General features: G+C 39.3%; 24 protein-coding genes. 10 read left to right on the forward strand and 14 right to left on the reverse strand.

The window, feature by feature from the left end:
* Positions 1-20 precede the first annotated feature (20 nt).
* Entirely contained in the window at positions 21-1,175 is a 1,155-nt protein-coding gene (locus tag ACWPW6_RS09825; protein WP_249998749.1) for an MFS transporter, read from the reverse strand.
* 269 nt (positions 1,176-1,444) lie between these two features.
* Complete coding sequence (locus ACWPW6_RS09830) at positions 1,445-2,851, reverse strand: aminotransferase-like domain-containing protein (RefSeq protein ID WP_163861734.1); 1,407 nt, start codon at positions 2,849-2,851, stop codon at positions 1,445-1,447.
* A gap of 151 nt (positions 2,852-3,002) precedes the next feature.
* Here ACWPW6_RS09830 and ACWPW6_RS09835 point away from each other — a divergent pair, with 151 nt between their 5' ends.
* Positions 3,003-3,164 carry a hypothetical protein gene (locus ACWPW6_RS09835; RefSeq protein WP_167520920.1) on the forward strand — a complete coding sequence of 54 codons (162 nt, stop codon included), beginning with the start codon at positions 3,003-3,005 and terminating at the stop codon, positions 3,162-3,164.
* Between the two features lie 131 nt (positions 3,165-3,295).
* On the opposite strand, the gene ACWPW6_RS09840 is transcribed toward ACWPW6_RS09835, so the two are convergent.
* The 5 genes from ACWPW6_RS09840 to ACWPW6_RS09860 all read right to left on the reverse strand — a co-directional run bounded on the left by ACWPW6_RS09840 (position 3,296) and on the right by ACWPW6_RS09860 (position 8,994).
* Complete coding sequence (locus ACWPW6_RS09840; protein ID WP_154623555.1) at positions 3,296-3,952, reverse strand: Crp/Fnr family transcriptional regulator; 657 nt, start codon at positions 3,950-3,952, stop codon at positions 3,296-3,298.
* Positions 3,953-3,970: 18 nt separating this feature from the next.
* On the reverse strand, positions 3,971-5,239 hold the full coding sequence (locus ACWPW6_RS09845) for a NupC/NupG family nucleoside CNT transporter (RefSeq protein WP_154623556.1): 1,269 nt from the start codon (positions 5,237-5,239) through the stop codon (positions 3,971-3,973).
* 19 nt (positions 5,240-5,258) lie between these two features.
* Complete coding sequence (locus tag ACWPW6_RS09850; RefSeq protein WP_154623557.1) at positions 5,259-6,506, reverse strand: adenosylhomocysteinase; 1,248 nt, start codon at positions 6,504-6,506, stop codon at positions 5,259-5,261.
* A gap of 153 nt (positions 6,507-6,659) precedes the next feature.
* Positions 6,660-7,724: a bifunctional DNA-binding transcriptional regulator/O6-methylguanine-DNA methyltransferase Ada gene (gene ada / locus ACWPW6_RS09855; protein WP_249998750.1), complete on the reverse strand. Its 1,065-nt coding sequence runs from the start codon at positions 7,722-7,724 to the stop codon at positions 6,660-6,662.
* Positions 7,725-7,809: 85 nt separating this feature from the next.
* On the reverse strand, positions 7,810-8,994 hold the full coding sequence (locus ACWPW6_RS09860; RefSeq protein WP_249998752.1) for an MFS transporter: 1,185 nt from the start codon (positions 8,992-8,994) through the stop codon (positions 7,810-7,812).
* Between the two features lie 122 nt (positions 8,995-9,116).
* Here ACWPW6_RS09860 and ACWPW6_RS09865 point away from each other — a divergent pair, with 122 nt between their 5' ends.
* Positions 9,117-10,016, forward strand: a complete 900-nt coding sequence (locus ACWPW6_RS09865; protein ID WP_249998753.1) for a LysR family transcriptional regulator — start codon at positions 9,117-9,119, stop codon at positions 10,014-10,016.
* Between the two features lie 9 nt (positions 10,017-10,025).
* Here the strand turns inward: ACWPW6_RS09865 and ACWPW6_RS09870 are convergent, their stop codons facing one another.
* Positions 10,026-10,868, reverse strand: a complete 843-nt coding sequence (locus tag ACWPW6_RS09870; protein WP_163861742.1) for a helix-turn-helix domain-containing protein — start codon at positions 10,866-10,868, stop codon at positions 10,026-10,028.
* A gap of 132 nt (positions 10,869-11,000) precedes the next feature.
* On the opposite strand from ACWPW6_RS09870, the gene ACWPW6_RS09875 reads away from it, so the two are divergent.
* The 6 genes from ACWPW6_RS09875 (at position 11,001) to ACWPW6_RS09900 (ending at position 16,513) form a co-directional block, all read left to right on the forward strand.
* The gene (locus tag ACWPW6_RS09875) at positions 11,001-11,543 is read left to right on the forward strand and encodes a GNAT family N-acetyltransferase (protein WP_154623561.1); all 543 of its coding nucleotides are present in this window, start codon (positions 11,001-11,003) and stop codon (positions 11,541-11,543) included.
* Between the two features lie 215 nt (positions 11,544-11,758).
* Entirely contained in the window at positions 11,759-13,186 is a 1,428-nt protein-coding gene (locus tag ACWPW6_RS09880) for a Na+/H+ antiporter NhaC family protein (RefSeq protein WP_154623562.1), read from the forward strand.
* A 17-nt stretch (positions 13,187-13,203) separates the two neighbouring features.
* A complete protein-coding gene (locus ACWPW6_RS09885) occupies positions 13,204-14,196 on the forward strand; it encodes a D-cysteine desulfhydrase (protein WP_154623563.1) in 993 nt (330 codons plus the stop codon).
* 448 nt (positions 14,197-14,644) lie between these two features.
* On the forward strand, positions 14,645-15,082 hold the full coding sequence (locus ACWPW6_RS09890) for a GNAT family N-acetyltransferase (protein ID WP_154624133.1): 438 nt from the start codon (positions 14,645-14,647) through the stop codon (positions 15,080-15,082).
* 30 nt (positions 15,083-15,112) lie between these two features.
* Positions 15,113-15,625 carry a GNAT family N-acetyltransferase gene (locus ACWPW6_RS09895; protein WP_154624132.1) on the forward strand — a complete coding sequence of 171 codons (513 nt, stop codon included), beginning with the start codon at positions 15,113-15,115 and terminating at the stop codon, positions 15,623-15,625.
* 18 nt (positions 15,626-15,643) lie between these two features.
* Positions 15,644-16,513 carry an SDR family oxidoreductase gene (locus ACWPW6_RS09900; RefSeq protein ID WP_249998755.1) on the forward strand — a complete coding sequence of 290 codons (870 nt, stop codon included), beginning with the start codon at positions 15,644-15,646 and terminating at the stop codon, positions 16,511-16,513.
* 82 nt (positions 16,514-16,595) lie between these two features.
* Here the strand turns inward: ACWPW6_RS09900 and ACWPW6_RS09905 are convergent, their stop codons facing one another.
* The 5 genes from ACWPW6_RS09905 to frmR all read right to left on the reverse strand — a co-directional run bounded on the left by ACWPW6_RS09905 (position 16,596) and on the right by frmR (position 19,479).
* Positions 16,596-16,778 (reverse strand): hypothetical protein, encoded by a 183-nt coding sequence (locus ACWPW6_RS09905; RefSeq protein WP_196713093.1) that lies wholly within the window; start codon positions 16,776-16,778, stop codon positions 16,596-16,598.
* A gap of 14 nt (positions 16,779-16,792) precedes the next feature.
* Positions 16,793-17,113 (reverse strand): N(4)-acetylcytidine aminohydrolase, encoded by a 321-nt coding sequence (gene yqfB, locus ACWPW6_RS09910; RefSeq protein ID WP_154624129.1) that lies wholly within the window; start codon positions 17,111-17,113, stop codon positions 16,793-16,795.
* Positions 17,114-17,179: 66 nt separating this feature from the next.
* Positions 17,180-18,010 carry an S-formylglutathione hydrolase gene (gene fghA, locus ACWPW6_RS09915; RefSeq protein WP_163861761.1) on the reverse strand — a complete coding sequence of 277 codons (831 nt, stop codon included), beginning with the start codon at positions 18,008-18,010 and terminating at the stop codon, positions 17,180-17,182.
* Between the two features lie 68 nt (positions 18,011-18,078).
* Positions 18,079-19,191 (reverse strand): S-(hydroxymethyl)glutathione dehydrogenase/class III alcohol dehydrogenase, encoded by a 1,113-nt coding sequence (locus ACWPW6_RS09920; protein WP_154624127.1) that lies wholly within the window; start codon positions 19,189-19,191, stop codon positions 18,079-18,081.
* A 15-nt stretch (positions 19,192-19,206) separates the two neighbouring features.
* Positions 19,207-19,479, reverse strand: coding sequence for a formaldehyde-responsive transcriptional repressor FrmR (gene frmR, locus ACWPW6_RS09925; protein WP_163861764.1), 273 nt, complete (start codon positions 19,477-19,479; stop codon positions 19,207-19,209).
* A 166-nt stretch (positions 19,480-19,645) separates the two neighbouring features.
* Here frmR and ACWPW6_RS09930 point away from each other — a divergent pair, with 166 nt between their 5' ends.
* A complete protein-coding gene (locus tag ACWPW6_RS09930) occupies positions 19,646-20,428 on the forward strand; it encodes a GNAT family N-acetyltransferase (protein ID WP_249998757.1) in 783 nt (260 codons plus the stop codon).
* Positions 20,429-20,804: 376 nt separating this feature from the next.
* Here the strand turns inward: ACWPW6_RS09930 and ACWPW6_RS09935 are convergent, their stop codons facing one another.
* A complete protein-coding gene (locus ACWPW6_RS09935) occupies positions 20,805-21,725 on the reverse strand; it encodes an acyl-CoA thioester hydrolase/BAAT C-terminal domain-containing protein (protein ID WP_163861767.1) in 921 nt (306 codons plus the stop codon).
* A 707-nt stretch (positions 21,726-22,432) separates the two neighbouring features.
* On the opposite strand from ACWPW6_RS09935, the gene ACWPW6_RS09940 reads away from it, so the two are divergent.
* Entirely contained in the window at positions 22,433-23,596 is a 1,164-nt protein-coding gene (locus tag ACWPW6_RS09940; RefSeq protein WP_154623034.1) for an MFS transporter, read from the forward strand.
* Positions 23,597-23,635 lie beyond the last annotated feature (39 nt).

A 23,635-nucleotide genomic window follows, 5' to 3' on the forward strand; every position in this document is an offset into this window, starting at 1 on the left:
TAACCACTTCACCAATTACCTTACGCTTCAGGACGTTTAGCATCAAATCCACAAATCATTATTGAAATGACTAATACAAGAATACTCATCGCTCCCATGGTTAGTATTCCATAGTTCATCAATAACCATGACAATAAGGGTAACATTGAAAATAGCACTATATTATTCAAGCTTTCCGATACTGCTAGCACTTGTCCTTTATTTTCACCACTTCGAGTCGCGATTATTGTTGTACTGAGTGGTGCAGCCATCCCCAGAAAATTGCCCCAAATCACTAAGCATAGTGTATGAGCTATTAATGGAAAATAGGCAAAAATAAACGTTGCCACCGCAATCGCCATCATTGAAATTACGAGTAATAACCGTTGACTATCATTCAATAATAAATTGTTCAATTTACCGACAAGCAAATTACCTATAAATAAACCAGCACCAAACGCGCTGATAACAAGACCAATCAATGCACTATCTATTGCAAATTTATGTCGTAATATTTCCCCTGATAATAAAAAAATACTGACGGCCGTACCATTCCATAATGCTTTTGCACCAATAAAATGGGTAATTTTAGTATTACGTAGCCACTGAAAACTGCCCTGTGTTTTCAAAGCATGAATTTGTTTTGAAGAAGGAAGTATTTTACATGCACAAAACCAAACGATCAGACTTCCGAGCGTCGTCATGATAAATGGTGCATACCATGTTAAATATTCTGTTAACACACCGGCTAACACTGGGCCCGTAACAATTCCCACTGTCATACCAATCATTGCCGTTCCCATCGCAGAGGACTGCTGGCGAGAAGGAAAGATATCCGCAATTAAGGAAAAAATAGTTGGCACAATCGCTGCTGATGCTAAGCCACCACAAATACGAAACAGCAGAGCTATCGTGAAGTTTGGAGAAGCAATAATGGCTAGACTATCTATTGCAAATAGAAACATAGCAACTAACAGTAATTTTCGCCGCTCAACTCTGTCAGAAAAATAACCTAATACTGGCGCACTAACCGCATAAGTCAGCGCATAAGCTGAAATTAGCCAAGATGCTTGTGCGCTAGTAACGGAAAACACCCCCGCTAGCGGCGTTAGCGTCGCCGATAACATAAATTCTGTTGTGCCGACTAAATAAACAGCGGCTGCAAAAACTAATAATAAATAACGGTTCGATTGCATAGGATTCTCTTGCGTAAATAAAAACACCCCGTTCTCTGCTGACGTTCAGTCACAGATATAAGCAAAAATGATTAAATGTAGAGTTAAAACAAGACGTTAATAGTGATAATGAAAGACTTTGACGCGATATCAAAAAGCGAGGTGTTCAGAAATAAAGGGAAATGACGATATAGAATTTGGGAGAGGTTATGAGTCTATCGAAGACAACATTTAGCGTCAAATAAAATAATTGCACCCCATCACGACCAAGGTGCAATCTCATGGTTACACTATAAGCTGGCTAATTTTAATGTCTCACCTAATATCTTTAACCCATTACGGCGTCTCGGAATCAATGGTAATGCATAGTTAATTCGTAAATGATGAGTAAAACATCCTGCCGATGAAAAATGTTCTCCTGTAAGCACGATCACTTTATTTCGGTTTAGGACATCCATTAATTTACGGTTATCGACAGGTGGATGCTCAATCCATAAAGAAAATCCACCTTGTGGCCGAGAAATCCGCGTCATCGGTGGAAAATAGCTTTCCACTAACTCACGATACTGGCTTTGTAACGCCTCGTAATGTTGTCGCATAGAGCGTAAATGCGGAAAATAGTGCCCTTCACGCAAAAAATTAGCGACTACTTGTTGCATAAATATTTCCCCCGAGCAATGAGATAAATATTTTAAATGCATGACTTTTTCTTTGTATTTACCCGGTATAACCCACCCCGTACGGACCCCTGGGGCAATGGTTTTAGAAAACGAGCTACAAAGGATCACCCGACCTTCACTATCGAATGATTGTATTGTCGCTGGGCGTGGATATTCGTAAGCTAATCCAGCAAGCACATCATTTTCAATGATTGTCACACCATACTGATTTGCCAACGCCAATAGTTGTTGCTTATGTGTGTCAGGCATAGAACAGCCCATAGGATTATTGCAGGTGGGTGTGACGACAATAGCTTTCACAGGCCAATGATGAAAAGCCTCTTGTACCCTTTTCAGTTTAATCCCTGTTTGCGGGTCTGTTGGGATCTCAATAATTTTCCTGCCCAACCCATACAGAGTTTGTAATAACCCTGGAAAGGCGGGTGACTCAATCGCAATAACGTCATTACCTTGTGTACAAGCTTGAATAGATAATGATATTGATTGATGACCGCTAGTCGTCGTCACGATGTCATCTGGAGTGAATGACGGTTTATGAGTAGAAATACTGTGAATTTGCTCGCGTAAAGCGGGCAATCCTTGTAAACAATCATACTCTAATACTAAGCTATTTTTACGACGGCTGATCATGTTGATTTCTTGCCACAACGGTTCCAACGTTTTGCTTTCAATATTAGGTACCGCGCAAGATAGCGAAGTAACGTTATCACGTTCTTCTACACGCAAAAAATCAATAGTTGGGTTCCATTGAGCAATCTGAACTGGCTTTTGTATATAATTGACAGCCTTAGGCAATAGAGCTTCGTTTTTATTTGGGATGACAAAGTAACCTGATTTAGGGACCGCGTAAATCAACTGCATCTTTTCAAGTTCACGGTACGCAAGCTGAGCCGTGGTTAAACTCACCGCATGTTCACGCCCAATTTCCCTTACTGAAGGCAGTTTTTCACCACTCAAAAAATCCCCCCGATAAATTTTTTCTTGTAGTGTCTGCGCGATTTGCTTGTACAGTAACATCTTCCAGCCCTTTCACCGTTTCTCTATTGCGGTAATGTAATACAGATTTGTTCTTTTTTGATCTGTATTATGCAAAAAATAATATCTGTCACTTTTTTGACATTATTCCCTATGCCAATCTAAAAATAGACATACAGCATAGGAACGCAATATGGAATACGAACATAATAGAAATGGCAAACATTATCCTTCATTTATCTTAGTCACTGCGATTATCTGGATAGCCAAAAAATTATTTTATTTAATAAAGAAAATTTATCATAATTTTAAGAATCGCAAAAAATATGAAAAATATAAAGGTCAGAAAATATAAACTAAACAGATAAATAGTATTAGCATATAAAATATAAACCAACTTATTGATATAGTTTATTTTTAAACTAATCTGCATGCATGCTTATAATATTGTCCATACAAAAATAGAAATTTAATTTAGTCTATAGATTAACGGGAGCTTAATAAAATTATTGGGCCTTCTTGTTGTATCACCCCCTGCTCCTTGAGTTTAAATAAAACTTTATCTAAATGACGGCGTGATGTACCTAAAATTGCAGCTAACGTTTCTCTTGGTAAACGAATTTGATGACTGGATAGTTGGGTTAAAATATACAGGAGATTCTTTTCAATAGAGTCAACGGCTGTCATTAACCGTTGTTCTCCATTAATTAATGACCGTTTTGCTAATTGACGGTTTAAAAGAATGGATAAACGATGGTCTTGAGATAGCCAAACTAAAAAGCTGTCAGAGGGAATGCGGATAACTCGCGCATCTGTTAATGCAATAACATCATAGCGATAGCCTGTTTGTTGACAAAGAGCTTCCATCTCACCAAGAAACTCCCCCTTATAACAGAAGGTAAGTGCAAGCTCTTTACCATTATCAGCAAGTTTATTCACGACAAACTCGCCTTCAATAATAATGTAAGTGTATTTATTATCGGTGCCTTGATGGATTAACTTGTAACCTTCTTGCAGATGAATTGTACAAAACGTATTTTTGACGGAAGGTGGCGCATGACGAAATAACCAATCAACATCGGGCAGGAGTTCTTGTTCACTAAACTTGAGCCACAATTCGCGAAAAGGCGTTTCATCCATCATATATGCCACCTACCATTATTAACCTAAAATTAATCCAGCAATTGCGCCATTCATCAGGTTAGCTAATATTGCCGCACCGAAGGCTTTAAATGCGATACTGGTTAATTCGCCCCGACGTTCTGGACACATAGCACCAATTCCTCCTATCGCAATACCGATAGTGCCTATATTCGTAAAACCACACAAAGCAAATGAAAGAATGACTTGTGTTTTCACGCTTAAGGCTTCTCCGGTAGCTGGGAGAATTGAACCATCTAAATAAGGCTGTAGATTAGCATATGCAATAAATTCATTGAATAGTACTTTTTGCCCTAGTAGCTGTCCTGCAAACTGTGCTTCAGTCCAATCGACACCTAATAACCAAGCCACTGGTGAAAATAACCAACCAATCAGCTGAGTCAGCGAAATCTCATGGCCTGTAAAGCTCGTCGCCCACATCATTATGCCATCAAACATCGCGATAATTGCCAGTAACGCTAATAGCATACCTGCAATGTTTAACGCCATACTGACCCCAACACTAGCACCTTGAGTCACCGCATCAATACTATTGCGGTATTCTGACTTTTCCTCTTTCATCGAGTTAGCGCTCGTATGCTTATCACTGTTTTCCTTAGTTTCAGGATAAAACAGCTTCGCAAACAATAAACCAGCAGGTGCAGACATGAAGGATGCCGCTAATAAATATTCAATTTTTACACCATATTGCGCGTAACCTAATAGTACGGTGCCAGCAATTGATGCTATTCCTCCGACCAAAATAGTAAAAAACTCTGAGGAAGATAAATATTTCAAATAAGGACGGATCACCAGTGGCGCTTCTGTAACACCAAGAAAAATGTTTGCAGCGGATGACATCGATTCTGCACGTGATGTGCCTAATAAACGATGCAAAGCACCACCAATCAAAATGATCAGTTTTTGCATAATGCCAACATGGAATAACAATGCAGATAACGCAGATAAGAATACCAATACAGGTAATACTTTAAACACAAAGATGAACCCATCAGCGCCAAGCAAATCAAACATCTTGTCTGTTGCCAAGCCACCTAATAAAAACTGAGTCCCTATTTGTGTGTAGTCTAACAATGCAGTGACTTTATCAGCCATCCACATCATGACCTGTTTTCCAATAGGAAGATATAACATGCAAAATGCAAACGTAAATTGCATTAATAGTGCGATAGAAACGAGCCGTAGGCTAATCCTACGGCGGTTATTAGAACAAAGGTATGCAACCAACAGTATGACAGCAATACCTAAAAGGCTATTCAGTATCGACATTAGCGTTCTCCGACTATTTTTATTTCAGTTCGAAGGCGTTCAAATACTGATATTGTCTGTCACTAAGAGCATCAAAAGTGACACCCATATCTTGTAATTTTAAGCGAGCCACTTCACTGTCGATTTCATCAGAAACAGCATACACTTTCTTATCAAGATCATGCTTAAGCAAATACTCTGCACCTAATGCTTGTAAAGCAAAACTCATGTCCATAATTTCAGCCGGATGACCATCTGCACAGGCGATATTGACTAATGCACCTCGACCTAACAGATAAACAGTACGACCATTTTTTAAGCAATACGCATCAATATTTTGACGAGCCTCATACGTCGAAACACTTAATGCTTGTAAGCCTTTCAAGTCTATTTCATCTTCAAAATGGCCTGTGTTACTGATAATCGCCCCTTCTTTCATTAAACTAAAATGCGCCTCAGTTAATACATCACAGCAACCCGTAGCGGTCACAAAAATATCGCCTAATGGAGATGCTGCTTCCATGGTCATCACTTCAAAACCATCCATCTTCGCTTCAAGTGCTTTGATCGGATCAATTTCAGTAATAATGACTTCCGCACCTAATCCTTTTGCACGCATAGCACAGCCTTTGCCACACCAGCCATAGCCTGCAACAACAACTTTTTTACCCGCAATCACTAGGTTAGTTGTTCGCATAATGCCATCAAATGTGGATTGGCCAGTACCATAACGGTTATCAAATAAATGTTTGGATTGCGCACCATTAATAGAGATGACAGGGAAATTCAGTTCATGACTTTTCTCACGCGCTATCGCCCTTAATACACCCGTCGTTGTTTCTTCACATGCGCCAATGACATGATTCGCATATTCTGGATACACACTGTGTAACTCATGAACCAAATCACCGCCATCATCAATAACAATATGAGGTTCACAGGCTAAGGTTTCTTTTACAAATTGTTGATATTCTTCACCACTCGCCCCATGAATAGCGAATGTATTAATACCATTTTTGACAAGTGCAGCCACAATATCGTCTTTCGTTGACATTGGATTGCTGCCAGTCACAGACACTTTGGCACCACCAGCCGCAAACACTTGCGCGAGATAAGCCGTTTTCGCCTCTAAATGAATCGACAAGGCAATGCGTTTGCCTGCAAAAGGTTTTTCTTCACTAAAACGCGCTTCTAAAGCGCGCAAAAGTGGCATATGCGCACGAACCCAAGCAATTTTTTGTTCGCCTGAAGGAGCCAGAGATAAATCTTTATAAATGCTTGTAACCATCTTAAATTCCTTTCACTATGTTGCTTCAAATGAAGAAAACATACAAAACGAACGATCGTTACAATAGGTCATTTGCCCATATCAGATTGAAAAAGTGTTAACAGGATATAATTATGGCAAACAATTTTTCTGAGTGATTATTTATTAAACTCATTACTTCTTTATTGCTTCCTTGTTTAGCAAGCTACGCTTACGTTCTATCCCCCAACGGTAGCCTGACAACGATCCATCTGTTCGTACAACACGATGGCAAGGTATCGCAACCGCAAGCATGTTTGCCGCACACGCGCCAGCAACCGCTCGAATAGCTTTCGGATGACCAATTTGCTTTGCAATGTCACTGTAACTCACTGTTGAGCCAACGGGGATCGTACGCAATGCTTGCCATACCCGCTGCTGAAACGCAGTGCCGCGAATATCTAAAGGCAAGTTTAAGCCAAGTTCAGGCGCTTCAATAAACCCAATCACTTTCGCAACCAGTTGTTCAAATTGGCTATCACCACCTATTAATTCAGCTTGAGGAAATTTATCTTCTAAGTCTTGTAACAGCTTTTCAGGATCATCCCCCAGTAAAATAGCGCAAACCCCCACTGTGCTTTGAGCCACCAAAACATGGCCTAACGAGCACATCGCCAATGCAAAATAAATGATTGAGCCATCGCCTCCCGCTTTCCAGGCTTTCGGCGTCATGCCTAAGCGTTCCGTTGCCGTTTCGTAAAATCGACTATTAGAACTGAATCCCGCATCATAAATAGCATCCGTAATACGTGGTTGTTGTTGTAACTGTTGCTGCAATTTGCCATGACGATGCGCATCCGCATACGCCTTCGGGGTTAGCCCTGTTTGCGCTTTAAATAAACGATGAAAATGATAACGACTGACCCCTACAACTGCGGCAAGTTCATCTAACTTCACCGTCGTATGACTCTGCTCAATATATCGACAAGCTTGGGCTATTTTTTCCTGATAAAATTGTTCAAGTTGAGCAGCCTCTTTACGACTACGTTTCCCCGCATGATAACCTTTGTCTATCGCTTGCTGTTCGTTATCAAAAAATTCGATATTATCTCGTTTGGGTAAACGCCCCGCCGCCGAGGGATGACAGTAAATTCTTGAGGTACGAACACCATAAACAAAATGACCATCCGCCGCTTTGTCACGGGCGACAATTGCTTGCCAACGCGCTTCATCACTTAACCATTTGTTTGTTGCTGTCATTGTCATACTCCAATCTGCCCTGTGTTACCGCCATTATTAAACTGATCAGGTGGCAACAAACTCCATCTCTTGCTTTTTAGTCCGATTAATCACACAGACAGGAAGCTGGCTGACAAACTTCTTTTCGTGAGTTTTGGCGTATTTTAAGCCATAAGGCGACAGTACCGAGTAATGCGACTAAAGCTCCCATATAGCTTACCGTTGAATAATCGTAGCCAAATGATAATACGCTAGCACCAATCGCCGCACCAATGGCATTACCAAGATTAAATGCCCCCACATTCACAGAAGACGCTAAAGCTTGCGCTCCTTGTGCTGCTTTCATCACTAAGATTTGTAAAGGAGGCACCACACCAAAGCTAAAAATACTCCAAAATACTAGCCCAAACCCTGCACCGATCGTCGTTGTGCCAATAATAGGAAAGATTGCCATGCTGAGCGCTAACATACCAAAGAAAACAAATAATGTTCCATACAACGATTTGTCTGCAAATAATCCACCGAGATAATTTCCTACCGTAAACCCTATCCCAACAATAATTAACATAAAGGTAATCATTTGGTCAGATGCGTTAATAAACTGCATTAGCATTGGCGTGATATAGGTATACAAGGTAAACATAGCGCTTGCACCTAACACGGTACTCAGCATTCCTAGCATCACTTGAGGTTTGCGTAAAATACGTAATTCAGCGCGAACATGTATTGTTTGACCCGATAGATGGCGAGGTAACGCTAGGATCAAACTGATCAAGGTCATCAGCCCCAACCCTGATATGACAAAGAAAGCGGGCCGCCAACCAATCACTTGCGTCAGTTTGGTCATGAATGGTACTCCGCCTATATTTGCAATCGTCAATCCCATAAACATCGCCGCAATCGCACTGGCTTGTTTACTTGGAGGAACAACATTCGCCGCCACTAATGCCCCTAATCCAAAAAAGGCCCCATGATTTAAGCTAGTAACCAGCCGAGAAAGTGACAGCGTCACTAAATCAGGCGACATCGCGGATAACAGATTACCGAGCGTAAAGATGGACATAAGAAAAACGAGTGCATATTTAGGGGGATATTTAGCTAATACTAATGTCATGATAGGGGCTCCAACCATCACCCCCAATGCATAAATCATCACGATTGAGCCTACGGAAGGAATCGTCACGTTCAGGTTATCGGCGATATAAGGTAGCATTCCCATTGGCGAAAACTCAGTCACACCGATAGCAAATGCACCTATTGATAATGCTAATAGTGCTGTATTGATCTTCATAGATTGACCTTACGAATAACTGTCTCATTTTATTGAATACATTAAAGATGCGTGATTTTTTCATATTGATGTGTCTTGAAAAAGCCATTAAGGTAAGAAAAACTTTTGTTGGAATTGCAAAAATGAAGATGACATTTGAAGAGTTACAAGTCTTTATCAGTGTCGTTGATTGCGGCTCTATGACAACAGCTGCCGAACAGCTGAATATGACCATATCAACGGTAAGTAGGTTGCTTCTTCGACTAGAGGAAAAAATACAAACCACCCTAATTTACCGTACAACACGTAAGATCAAGCTCAGTGATGAAGGTTGTGCATTTTTGCAAAAAGCGCGAGAGATAGTTCAACTTGCTCAAGAAACCGAGGAAATGTTATCCGCACGTCAAACTATCCCTTCTGGAAAATTACGCGTTGATGCTTCGACTCCTTTTTTAACTCGAGTTATCGCGCCTTTGATGCCACTATTTAGTGAGCAATATCCACAAATTACGTTAGAAATTACCAATTTTGAAGGTGTCACTAATCTGCTAGAGAAAAAAACGGATGTCGCCTTTCGTATTGGTCAATTAAAAGACTCATCACTTAATGCAACATTAATTGGTTATAGTCAGAAACGGCTGTTGGCCAGCCCTGCTTATCTTAGCAAATACGGCATGCCCAACACGATTGATGATTTACATCACCATCGTTTATTAGGTTTTACCACACCGGAAACATTGAATATCTGGCCAATAAACAAAGCGGATGGCACGCCACTTAAAATAACGCCAGATATGTCAGCATCCAGCGGTGAAGTGTTATTTCAATTAGCGCTTCAAGGCTGTGGGATACTGCTTTCTTCTGATTTCGTGAGCCATGAAGCTCTCTCAACAGGTCAACTGGTTCAAGTATTAACAGAACAAACAGACAGAGTAAGGCAGCCCATTCATGCTGTTTATTATCGCAACCAAGCCGTTTCACCTAGGTTACGATGCTTTATTGATTTTGTGAAAAAACATGCTACACAAATTGAAGCAATCTAATGACATATCTCAGTCATAGCCATGATTTTTCCTAAAATGCGATAATGTCACGCCTGTGTGTCGCTTAAAATATCGGCATAAATAAGAGGTATCTTCAAAATTTAATAACACCGCCACTTCTTTGATTGATTTATTCCCAGACCCTAATAGCGCTTTGATCTCCAGTATAACTTGTCTATCTATCAATGCTTTAGGAGTATCATTAAAAAAACTCTTGGTTATCTGTGATAAATAAAAGGGGGTTACTGCTAATTTTTGTGCATAAAACTGTACTTCTCTGTGCACTTTGCAATACTGAGTAATCATGTCCCAAAAACGCCAACACAGCTGCTCTTTACGGCTCTGCTGTGCTTTTTGCTTAAGCGGTGTTTGAGGCATTTTATTCGCAATCATTAAAAAGAAATTTTGCACATGATTACAGAGCATCAAGGTGGCATATTCCCCTTGCTGCTGAATAATAAAACTCAATAACCTTTGCCATTGTTGTAATGACTTCCAATCTTCTTGCTTGACATGAAGTACTGGCGATTCATTGAAAAACGCAAACAACGGATTAGGCAATTGAAATGCAACATCACTGGCAAAGGCTTTTTCAAGCAAAATATAGTCAAACAGTGCTGAGCGTGAACATTGCTGTAGCATGACGAACGTATCGTCATACAACACAACAATATCATGCGCTTTTACAACATATTTGTTGAAATTAATGTTAAAAATGGCGCTTCCTCGCTTGCAAATCAACACGGTTACATAAGCTGTAACAAGCGGCATTAACAGTTGTTTATCAAATGTCGTTTCGCCCAAGCTGGCAACTTGAGGGACATGATACGAATGGTTCACTAAGCTACGCATTAATCGTTACGTCCAGTATAAAAAGAGCAATGAGTTGTTAAAAGTACCTAAAATAGCGAGGTTTTGCGCTTATATCTATCAAAAAAATACCTAAAATAGCGTTCACTTATTTAGATTTTAGGAGATAAAAAAATGATATTGCATACAGAAAGATTAATTTTACGTCCTTGGCAAGAAAACGACGCAGCGGACTTATATGAATATGCTAAAGATGAACGCGTTGGACCTATTGCCGGTTGGCCCCCACACCAGAGCGTTGAAGAAAGCTTAGATATCATCAAAAATATTTTTATGCGGGATGAGATTTATGCTGTTGCACTAAAAGAAGATAACCGTGCCATCGGTTTAATCGGTTTATCAATTGGCTCAGAAAGCAACTTCCCCATTGGTGAAAACGATGCCGAAGTGAGTTATTGGATTGGCGTTCCATTTTGGGGGAAAGGTTTGATTCCAGAAGCGATTCGCGAAGTTATGCGTCATGGTTTTAACGACTTAAAACTCGATAATTTATGGTGCGGCTATTTTCAAGGTAACGAACAGTCTAAAATCGCTCAAGAAAAATGTGGATTTGTTCATTATGGCACTCTTGAGCCTCAATATATTGAATTAATTGGTGAAATCAAAGTAGAAGAGCTCAGCCGTATCACATATGACGAGTGGAAAAACCTAAACTAGCTTTTGATAATTACTTAAGGTAAAAAAGCCATTTCTCAATGGTTTTTTTACCTACTTCCCGCCTGTTTTTCTCCTTATTTTAAAATTTATGCCTATTTTTCGTTATAAAACGCAGAGTATGTGCAGTTATTTATTCAATAAACTTCCCTATTAGTGCTATGATTTTTCAACAATTATAATTTTAAAATAAAAATTCATTGCAAATAGGTAAATACATGCAAGACTATGGCATTTGGACAATCATTACTCCCATCGTAACTATTCTATTGGCGATATTCACTCGTCAAGTCATGCTGTCACTGATGTTGGGGATCCTCGTTGGTTTTACCGTGATTAACGACCACAATATCTTGCTGGGTATCAGGGGAACAGTCGACGGCGTTATTGATACATTCGCCTCGCCAGGCAATACTCGTACTATCGTATTCATGGTAATGATCGGCGGCATTATGCGCCTAGTCGTTATTACAGGAGGCGTCCGAGCCTTAGTTCAGTTATTGTCCAATCGAACGCAATTAGTCAAAAATCGGGTTACGACGCAACTCTTGGCGATTGTGATTACTTCCTTGATTTTCATAGAAAGCTCAATTAATCAGTTGGTTGCTGGTGCTGCCACGAAGAATCTAGCGCATAAATATGCGGTTGCGCCTGAAAAAATGTCATACATCATCCAAACCGCCTGTGTCTCTGTTTGCTCTTCTGCCATTATCAATGGCTGGGGAGCTGTGATTATGGGATTGATTGGCGTCCAAATTTCACAAGGACTGATTAGTGGCGAACCTTTTGATATTTTAATTACATCAATAGGTTATAACTTAATGGCATGGTTATCGCTTATAACGATCTTATTCTATGTTTTTACCAATATCTCTTGGGGGCCAATGAAAAAAGCGGAAATGCGTTATCAAGCCAACCACGCAACAGGTATTCATTCGCAAAAAAATCAAATAGAAGACGAAAAAGAGATTATTGACCATCCTAATACACACTCCGTATTCAACTTTTTTATCCCAATTCTGTCGACCGTATTGATGGTTCCAGTGGCTTTATACATCACTGGTGATGGTGATTTTAGTAAAGGAAGTGGTTCCACATCTGTTTACTGGGGAGTTATGTTTGGTACTGTGGTCTCTTTCTGTTGGTTTATCGCTCGCCGACTACTGAATATTGAGAGTTTCTTTCGCGAGTTATTTATTGGTTATGCCAACATGCTAAAAATTAGTTCTATTATGATATTAGCGTTTTTAATGGGAAATGTTTCAGCAGAACTAAATACAGGTACATATATTGCCACCGTTACGCAAGGCGTGATGGCCCCTGGTTTTTCTGTCGGCTTCATCTTTATCATTAGCGCCATCATGTCATTAGCAACAGGCACCTCATGGGGTACTTTTGCCATCATGATCCCAATTGGTGTACAACTCGGTATATCCATTGATATGCCTATCGAATATATGATCGGTGCGGCTATCTCTGGTTCAATATTTGGTGATATGACGTCCCCCATTTCAGCAGATGCGATTGTCGCCTCAATGGCTACAGATTGCGACCATATCGAACATATTCGTACACAAATGCCTTATGCGTTAGTTACAGCAAGTATGGTACTCGCTATTTATCTATACTTAGGTTTTTCACATTAGTTTCCAAGGAAGTTAACATGTCACTACAACAAAAATTAGCCCAATTCACCAAGTTGAATTTGAATAAAACCTCGACGCCTCTTCAGCGTCTTGAAAATTTATCGCGTGTATATGGTCGTGAAATTTTCATTAAACGTGATGATATTTCTCCTCTTGCAATGGGAGGGAATAAACTTCGTAAACTGGAATTTCTTATTGCTGACGCACTGGAGAAAAAAGCGAAAGTCATTGTGACCGCAGGAGCAATTCAGTCTAACCATGTTCGCCAAACAGCAGCAATTGCCGCGATGTATGGATTAAGGTGCATTGCCTTACTTGAAAACCCGATTCAAAGTGATGAGCATAATTTCTTGCATAACGGCAATAAGTTGCTGACTAACCTATTTGGGGCTGAATCTGTGATGTGTGAGGCATTAACAGACCCTCAAGCTCAAATGGAAGAACTCATTCAAACTCTAGCTTTAGAAGATGCTTATATCGTGCCTGTAGGCGGTTCTAATGCGCTTGGTGCATTAGGTTATGTTCAATGCGCTATTGAAATCGCTCAACAGAAACCGTTGGAAATCGAATTTGAGAAAGTGATTGTCGCTTCAGGTAGTGCGGGAACCCATGCTGGACTGGCTATCGGTTTACAAGAGTTATTACCTCATTCTCAGGTCATCGGCGTGACAGTGTCACGATTTAAGCAGGAGCAAGCGCCTAAAGTGGAAAAAATTCAGCGTGAATTAGCTGAGTTATTTGCAATTTTAAAAGTGCCTGAAGTACAACTATGGGATGGTTTCTTTGAACCTATGTATGGTATGCCAAATCAAGCAGGACTGAATGCTATCACCCTATTAGCTCGTAGTGAGGGAATTTTATTAGATCCGGTTTATACAGGAAAAGCCATGGCAGGTTTGCTCAATTATCTAGAAAATTCAGATGAAAAAACGCCCGTTCTTTTTATCCATACTGGCGGTGCTCCTGCCCTATTTGCTTACCCAGAAATCAATAAAACGATTAACAATTAATGGAAAAACGGTGCATTTTATAGCACCGTTTCCTCCTATACTTTCCCCTCTGATAATCTCTGTATAATCTAGCTATATTTTAAATATGCTTTATTAGCTTGATATTATATTTAAATTAAACTGACTGACCTTACCTTTAAATCAGTCATTATTATTTTTATCTCATTTTATTGTATCTGTTATTTTCGCTAATAAATGAATAATCGGTTACTTACCAATATATAAAAATAAAAAAGCACCAATAAAATAGAATGCAACAACATTACTTCCCGCGATAAAACTTTACCCATAATAAAACTATTAGTAAGAAATACTATAGCCCTTTAAATACACTCAAATAACGATAGTGCTGTCTCATTTTTTAGCGCTAAAAATGCGCTATATCGCTCCTCCGGTAGGCAACATATAACCAATTGTATAAACTTGATACTCCATCAAGGAGAAAATAATGAATATTCATTTACGCCCAATAACAAAAGAAAATTACGAATCTATATCTTTACTCGATGTATTTGAAGAACAAGAAGACTTTGTTGCTTCAAATACATGGTCTTTGCTTGAGGCTGCCTATAATCCAGAGTATGTTACTAGGGCTATTTACCTCGATGATGATCCTGTTGGTTTTTTTATGTGGGTACCTGCCTCAGACACAAAAATAGCTATTTGGCGTTTTATGGTCGATCAAAAATATCAACACAAAGGAATAGGACGCCAAGCAATGAAACTCGCCTTGGCTGAAATCAAGCGAGCCTCATCATTGCAAGAAATCGAGATTTGCTATAATCCTAAAAATACGGTTGCCAAATCCTTTTATTCATCCTTTGGTTTTAAAGAAATAGGGTTAGATGAAGAAAGCAAAGAGATGCTTGCTATTCTTAGCATCTAGTATTTAATACACTAAATAATAAGATATTTTATGGAAGTTATACTAAGAAAAGCCACAGAACAAGATGCCACGCTGCTCTATAATATCGGTATGGAAAGCTACCTTTACCACTTTGCTAAGCTATGGTTACATGCCGATGAATTAGCCAGTTATCTTTATCATGAATACTCTCCGCACAAAATCATTGATGATATTAGCAGACCGGATACTGATTGGTTTATTATCGAGAATACTCAACCAATAGGCATAGTAAAACTAACGTATCATGCAGCGATCACTAATGAATCCATCATAGGCACTCAGTTAAATAAACTGTATTTTTTACCTACTGCAACTGGTAAAGGAAATGGAAAAAGCATATTTAACCAAATAGAATCACTCGCTAAACAGCATGGGGACCGTCTATTATGGTTAGATGTGCTGGCTGAAAATCATTCCGCAGTCAATTTTTATCAAGCAAACGGGATGAGTAAATTTAAAGAAACCGCATTCACTCACCACTCTCAGCAATCTATAGCATTTATCATGAGTAAAACATTATGATTTGGTTGGTAATAAATAATGAAAAATAGAATTCTTGTCACTGGTGCAACTGGCCAAGTTGGGCATTATTTAGTTCGTTCATTACAAGCTCAAGGGCATGAAGATGTTGTTCTCGCCGTTAGAAATCCCGCGAAACTCACTCATTCCCCCTATCCTATTGTCGAAATGGATTACGATAAGCCAAAGACCATTGAAGCGGCACTTTCTGGTGTGAATTCTGTTTTTATGATGACGGGTTATACCATTGATATGCTACAACAAAGCAAAGTCTTTGTAGATATCGCCAAAAAAAGTGGGGTTAATTATATTGTGCACCTTGGCGCTTGTGGTGATGATGAGGCACAAGTCGCCCATTGGGCTTGGCATCAATTAGTGGAACGCTATATCGAATGGTCAGGTATCCAATATACTCACTTACGCCCTGAGTCCTATATGCAGAATTTATTAGGTTACCAAGGGGAAGATAATATCAATAAAGGTGTCCTACATTCTTACTTTGGTGATGCTATATTAAGTTGGGTAGATTGTGCTGATGTAGCCGAACTTGCAGCTTATTGTTTACTTTCCCCTGAACAGCATGCTGGGCAAGTATATCGCTTAGGTTATGAGAATAAAAATTACACACAAATTGCTGAATTATTAACAACAGAGCTAGGTATTCCTTTTCGTTATCAAGCCGATGACCCAGATGAGTTTTGGCAATTTGCCCAAACCAACTCACTCGAACTTGCCTATATGAAAAGTATTTATGACCATTATGTTGCTTTCACATCTGGAAAATTGTCTCGCGAAGGAATGATATTTGACAATTTTCAGAAAATTACAGGGAAAGCCCCCACTACATTAAAACAATTTCTCATTAAACACCAAAACCATTTTAAACCATAACTAATTTGTTATAACAATAAAATAATTGGTGCGATTGATTTATACGTTCCTGCTGTAATATAAAAGAGCAAAGTTGTAATTTTTAGGCTTTGCCTTTTTTATTTTCAATCAAGAGTTCTAACATCATCAAACAGCCCCCAGCAAATATCCGCTGACCCGTTTTTTCATCTAAACGTTCCGCTGCCTTTGCTATTGCTGATGAAAATGAAATGACACCAACAACTAAAGCCTTTATGAAACTGACAAAAGCAATAAGCTCAATCACTAAGTAAAATACATTTACTGAACGAGGCGATAGTGAATAACAAACAGTGATTGCTCTGTAGGGTAAATTTCACGAATTAAGGTTTTTAAATTATCTAACGTCATTGCTTCTTGTTTCGCGTGATACGCTGAAATTTCATCATAACCAATAGGCTCAACAGAAAGAATTTCAATATCCGTATAATAAGTGCCTGTTTCGAGGGCAAATACTTTCACTACCGTTCCAGGAATATAATTACTTTCACTTTTATCACGAATTGTGATGACTTTTTCACCAGAAACAACCAGTGGTAATAATCGCTCAAAAAAGGTTATCGTGTCAGGCGCTTTACGCATAGCTATCCTTTGATGGAAATGGTTTAAATAAAGATTGGTGATGAAGCATTTCATCACCAAGCATAATTATGATTTCAGATGACGTGCATGAAATGCGATATGCTCGCCAATAAAGCTAGCAATAAAATAGTAACTGTGGTCATAGCCTTCACGCAAATGCAAAGTAAAATCATGGCGTTTACGCTGACAAACCTCATCAAACAATTCAGGTTGTAATTGTTCTTGATAAAAAGGGTCGTCAGTTCCCACATCAACCAGCATAGGGGGAGTCGTTTGCGCCTCATTCAGGAGATTGATCGTATCATAGCGCGACCAGAGGGACTTATCTTCCCCTAAATAAGCCGCAAATGCTTTTTGTCCCCAAGGAACTTGTGATGGTGCAACAATTGGCGCAAACGCTGACAGACTACAATAACGTTCTGAATTACGTAAGCCAATCATCAATGCGCCATGTCCTCCCATTGAATGACCGAAAATCGCGCGTTTATCATTAACGGGAAAATTGGCTTCAATAAGATTAGGTAATTCTGACACAATATAGTCATACATTTTATAATGATGATGCCATGGTTCTCTTATCGCATTTAGGTAAAAACCCGCACCTTGCCCTAAATCATAAGCTTCATCATCTGCAACCTGTTCCCCTCTAGGACTCGTATCTGGCACAATTAAAACGACACCATGCTCAGCAGCAAATTGTTGTGCTCCCGCTTTCGTAATAAAATTTTGTTCATTACACGTTAATCCAGATAGCCAATAAATGACAGGGTACTGTTTATTTGCTGAAGTCGACGGCAGATAAACTGCAAATTTCATATCACAATTTAAGACGGTAGAGTAATGCTGATAAACATCTTGCCAGCCGCCAAAACAAGCGTGGCGTTCAATCCTTTCCATTGTGAGCTCCTTATCAATTTGAAAATACAAGCCCAATAAAAACAGGTTAAAATTGGGCTTGTTAACCGTTAATCGTAGTGGATCACAGTACGAATGGATTTACCTTCATGCATCAAATCAAAGGCGTCGTTGATACTTTCAAGAGGCAGCGTGTGGGTGACAAAAGGAGCTAACTCAATATCTCCTTTCATGGCATCTTCCACCATTCCAGGAAGTTGACTACGACCTTTCACGCCACCAAATGCAGTACCTCGCCATGAGCGCCCCGTTACAAGTTGGAATGGGCGAGTCGCTATTTCTTGTCCAGCTCCTGCAACACCAATAATAATAGATTGGCCCCAACCACGATGTGCACTTTCAAGTGCGGCTCTCATTACGTTAACATTACCAATGCATTCAAAAGTATGATCCACCCCCCACTCTGTCATTTCGATGAGTACTTGCTGAATAGGCTTATCAAAATCGTTAGGATTTAAACAGTCAGTAGCACCAAATTGACGGGCTAATTCAAATTTCGCAGGGTTCGTGTCAATCGCAAAAATACGCCCTGCCTTCGCTTGCCTTGCCCCTTGAATAACAGCAAGGCCAATACCGCCTAGACCAAATACTGCGACAGAATCCCCTTCTTGGACTTTGGCTGTGTTATGCACCGCACCAATCCCTGTGGTTACGCCACAACCTAATAAACACACCTCTTGGTGGTTTGCTTCAGGATTAATTTTGGCTAATGAAACCTCAGCGACTACGGTATATTCGCTGAACGTTGAGCATCCCATATAATGATAAAGTGGCTGACCATTGTAGGAAAAACGAGTCGTGCCATCAGGCATAACACCTTTACCTTGAGTTGCACGAACAGATACACACAAATTCGTTTTGCCTGATTGACAAAATAGACATTCACCACACTCTGCCGTATATAAAGGAATAACGTGGTCACCGGGTTTAACGCTGGTAACACCTTCACCGACTTCGACCACAACGCCTGCCCCTTCATGGCCTAACACCACGGGGAATAATCCTTCAGGGTCATCCCCAGATAAGGTAAATGCGTCAGTGTGGCAAACCCCTGTATGACTGATTTTAACTAGCACTTCACCTGCTTTCGGTGGCATCACATCAATTTCAACAATTTTCAGTGGTTCTCCAGGTCCAAACGCGACCGCGGCTCTTGATTTCATATTGATTCCTTATTATTAACGCAGGTATGTTCGAATGAGAGAAATCGCATCATCAACAGATTCTTTTTGGCTTTGCGTAGCCGCTGACGCTTGCAATCCTTCTCGTAAATGACTTTCCAAAACGCCAGCCATTAGCCCATTAACTGCTCCTCTAATTGCGGCTATTTGCTGTAACACTGCACTGCATTCCACTTCATCTTCTAACGCGGTTTCCAATGCGAGTAGCTGTCCTTTTAATTTTCTGACTCGTGTCAAGACGGCTTTTTTCTCTTTCGGTGAATGTGGCATAGTCTGTCGCTCATTATATACATAGGGGGAGTATAGTATTTTTCAGGTAATCTGTACAGGAAGGGCAAATTGATCGCGCCAAAAATGCTCTCTTAGCCCGATGAACTGTTCAGTAACACAGACTTTTTGTACACTCAATCAAAAGGGAAACAAATGAAGTAATATTATGAAAAATAATGAAATATTATTCTATCAACAAGAACGTCATTTCTGGACTGGCATATGTAAAGACACTATTGCTATTAATGATGCAACCATTGCTTATTTCTCAGAATTACCGATACCGGCCTTCAGCTTTGTTTATTTACATTCAGGGTCATCTGTCGCTGACTTTACGACTGCTAACAACCTATTTGTTAAACAAAAAAAGCCTTATATCCTTGTCGTACACGAAGATATTCTTCCACACATGATGTCACTGATTGCAGAGAAACAGTATCAAAGTGATGGAGAAACCACCGCAATGGTTTTAACTCGAGCTGAGATGGTCAATCACACCGAGGAGGCACTCCCTGAAGGGTACAAAATCGCACTCTGTAATGATCAGTTAATTGAATGGGCACAGCCGCTAATGACTGCATTTGGTACTGAAGATAGTGATGCAGATGAAGATCCTACTGTAATCAATGAATATATTCGCTATCACCAAAGAGCATTACAGCGTGATATTCAGTCTCAACACTATGTATTATTTAATGAAAACAATACGCCAGTGAGTGCTTTAACACTCACGATAAATGGGAATATGGCACGTCTTGACGATATCGGTACGGATACTCAATATCAACGCCAAGGATTAGCGACTTTACTCATTAAACATGCCTTAAAAACGTGTATAAGAAAAAATATTGAGTGTTGCTTTCTAGAAGCTTCTAGTGATGGGCTGTCTATTTATCAAAAATTAGGATTTACCCCTCTTTTCCACTATTACAGCTTTATTGTTGAGTAAGATCGCTGAGTAAAATTAATTCATTAATACGGCTTATTCACTGTCGTTCTTTTCGTGAATGTCTACGCTTTCATCCGCAAAAAGCACTGTATCTAGGAAAAAGGCGCTTATTCTTACTTGAATAAACATTAAGGTAACTTAAAAATGTGTATGTCGCCCCGCATTTATCAATTAGAAGAACAACCTTTGCAGATCAGTGAATTTGAATTAAAAACAGTCAAGTAAGCTAATTAACGCGTTAATTAGCTCACACAATAGGTTTATGGAAGGCATCAATTTTACGCCCAAACGAATATATTGAGGCTTAAATAAACGCGTAAAACTCCCTATTCATCATTAGCTATTAGCCTCCCATTATTGAAGGAGGCTAAAAATGCTATTTATCGATCGCGCGATACCATTTCTGAATATCGTTGACGATGACATTTGTCTGTGACTTCCCTTTATCATCAATAAAAAAGTGGTCAAGGTCTGGGTAAGTCTTGAACGATACATGATTGTTATTAACGTATCCCATCATCCTCATTACGCTATGCGGATCAACATGAGTATCGTTCATGGTTTGTATGACTAAATGGGGCGTTTTAACTGATTGCAGTAATTTTTGATTGTTAATCATTAACATTTCACGCCACCATTTTTTTCCATGTTCACTTGGATAATTATCTTGTTGTAATTTATTTTGTACTACATCCTTAGCAAATTGTTTAAAACCTTCAATGGCGTGTGATGATTCTTCACTAGGTACTGTTTTTTCGATGCTATACAGCACATCATTAATAAAAAATGCGCCACCACCATTAAGTGAAATAGACGCATGAACCATGTCAGTATCAGCCACAATCAAATTTGTCACCACAGCCCCTTCGCTTCCACCAAGTAAAACAATGTGTTGGTAACTATTTTTAAAATGCGCTAACAGTGTTAAATAGTTATCTTTACGTTCTAATGGCGAATCATTCTCCATATAAGCAATAGGACAATCCTCCGCTGAGGCTTCTTTTCCGTCTTTGCCAACTTGACTATCTAACCCTGTTTTTTCAACCAATAAGATATCATTATCTGGAAACGCGATAGCAAAGTTTTCTACCATATTGGTATTATTAATCACACTTCGACAATCAGAACCTTGAATTAAGACCAGCAAGTTTTCAGCGGGTTGCTCGTTTTGTTTGAGAAGATAATAGTGAATCTCTTTGCCTTGTTTATTTTGAATTTTTTGTAATTCAGGTGAACTATTAGCTTGATTCGCTATAAAAAAACTCATACTACATAAAATAACAGGGAGTATTTTCATGTCATAACCATAATAACCAATATATTATATATTCCTAACAAGTATAGACATCTAACGCTATATAAATATACACCGAAAATGCTCTTTTATATAATATAGATATGATAGATTAAAAAGCGTTTTTCATTATGCGATTGAATCAATAGCACCGTATACATTAATTAAGGAAAACAGATAAATACAGCAACATATACGCATTGGCATTTAATTTTGTTCACTACATTTCACCAACCACTGTGGGTTAAAAATAATATGATAATTCTATAACCCGCCATCGGTCAGTTTTCATAATATGTTGTCGCGTATTAAACCTCCACATCTCCTTTTCTAAATAGAAAAAGAAAATATGTTATAAACTATTTATTCCCACATTATTATTTGTACAAAAACGCATGCTGTTTTTCTACCATTGATAAATTAGCTACATCAATTTCCATAATAATTAACATTATTTATTTTCACGCAGCAAAAGGGTAATCTGAACCTAGTACAGATAAAAATGAATAATTACCTTAATTTCACACTTTCCCCTATGATCTTGTCTCTTTAATCCTTATTATAATCAGCGCTCACCACGAACGTTCATGTTCGATGAGAACAACATCAACATTGCATGATACGGGCAAATAATTGCCTTATTTGACATGAGTAGGTTGAAATAAGCTTCATCATAAACCATTTAATAACTAAACTAAATTATTGATACAATGACTTCATCTTCAGAATTATTAAACACAACACCGGCTATGCCTCCGGCAAAAAAAGAACAAATCGCCACACGAATTATTTTCTTCATTTCTGGCTTTGCAACAGCGTCATGGGCTGCAATCGTTCCTTTCGTTAAAATCAATACTGGTGCCAATGACGCCACATTGGGTCTATTGTTATTATGTTTCGGCGTTGGGGCGTTAGTTGCTATGCCTTTAACCGGCGCGCTGGCTGCTAAATTTGGCTGTCGTAAGCTCATGGTTGCAGCGACGATCCTCTTTTGCTTCATGCTCCCTTTATTACCGGCTATTTCACAGATCAGTATTTTGATCGTCTGCCTATTTGTTTTCGGCGTCGGTATCGGACTTACTGATTGCGCAATGAATATACAAGCGGTGATCGTTGATAAAGCGTCTGAAAAACCGATTATTTCTGGCTTTCATGGTTACTTTAGCGTTGGTGGGATCGCGGGGGCTGGAGCAATGAGTGCTATTTTATTAGTCGGCATTCCGCCAATTATCGCTGCCACGATAATTTCGCTTGTCTGTTTATTATTACTTTCAATGAGCTTTAAAGGCTTTCTAGGTTATGCCAATGCACCGACTGGCCCGCTAATTGCGATACCTAAAGGTATCGTCTTAGTTTTTGGTATTATCTGTTTTGCTATTTTTCTCGCGGAAGGAACCGTTTTAGATTGGAGTGCAGTCTTTTTAATTGAGCATCATGGTTTAAAAGAGTCTCTCGGGGGGCTTGGCTTTACTGCATTTGCTACCACCATGACCATTGGCCGCTTAACCGGAGATCGAATTGTTATGCGTGTCGGTTCCGCTCGCGTAGTATTTTGGGGTGCTCTTTTAGCTTGTTTTGGCTTTATTATTGCAGTGTTATCTCCATATTTATCCATTGCTATTATGGGTTATGCCTTAGTTGGTGCAGGTTGCTCTAACATTGTTCCTGTCATGTTTGCGGCAATAGGTAAACAGAATACAATGCCAGAAGCCCTCGCCGTTCCAGCCGTTTCGACGTTAGGTTACCTAGGGATTTTGGCTGGTCCTGCTGCTATCGGCTTTGTCGCATTTCAATTCACTTTAGCGACTGCACTACTGATGATTGCTTCATTATTAATCATCATTGCTATTATCTCTAAATTTATAAGGGTTTAATGCATCCCCAATATTCTTAGAGGGACATTAATGCGTTGT

Source organism: Providencia sp. Marseille-Q8014, assembly GCF_965112055.1.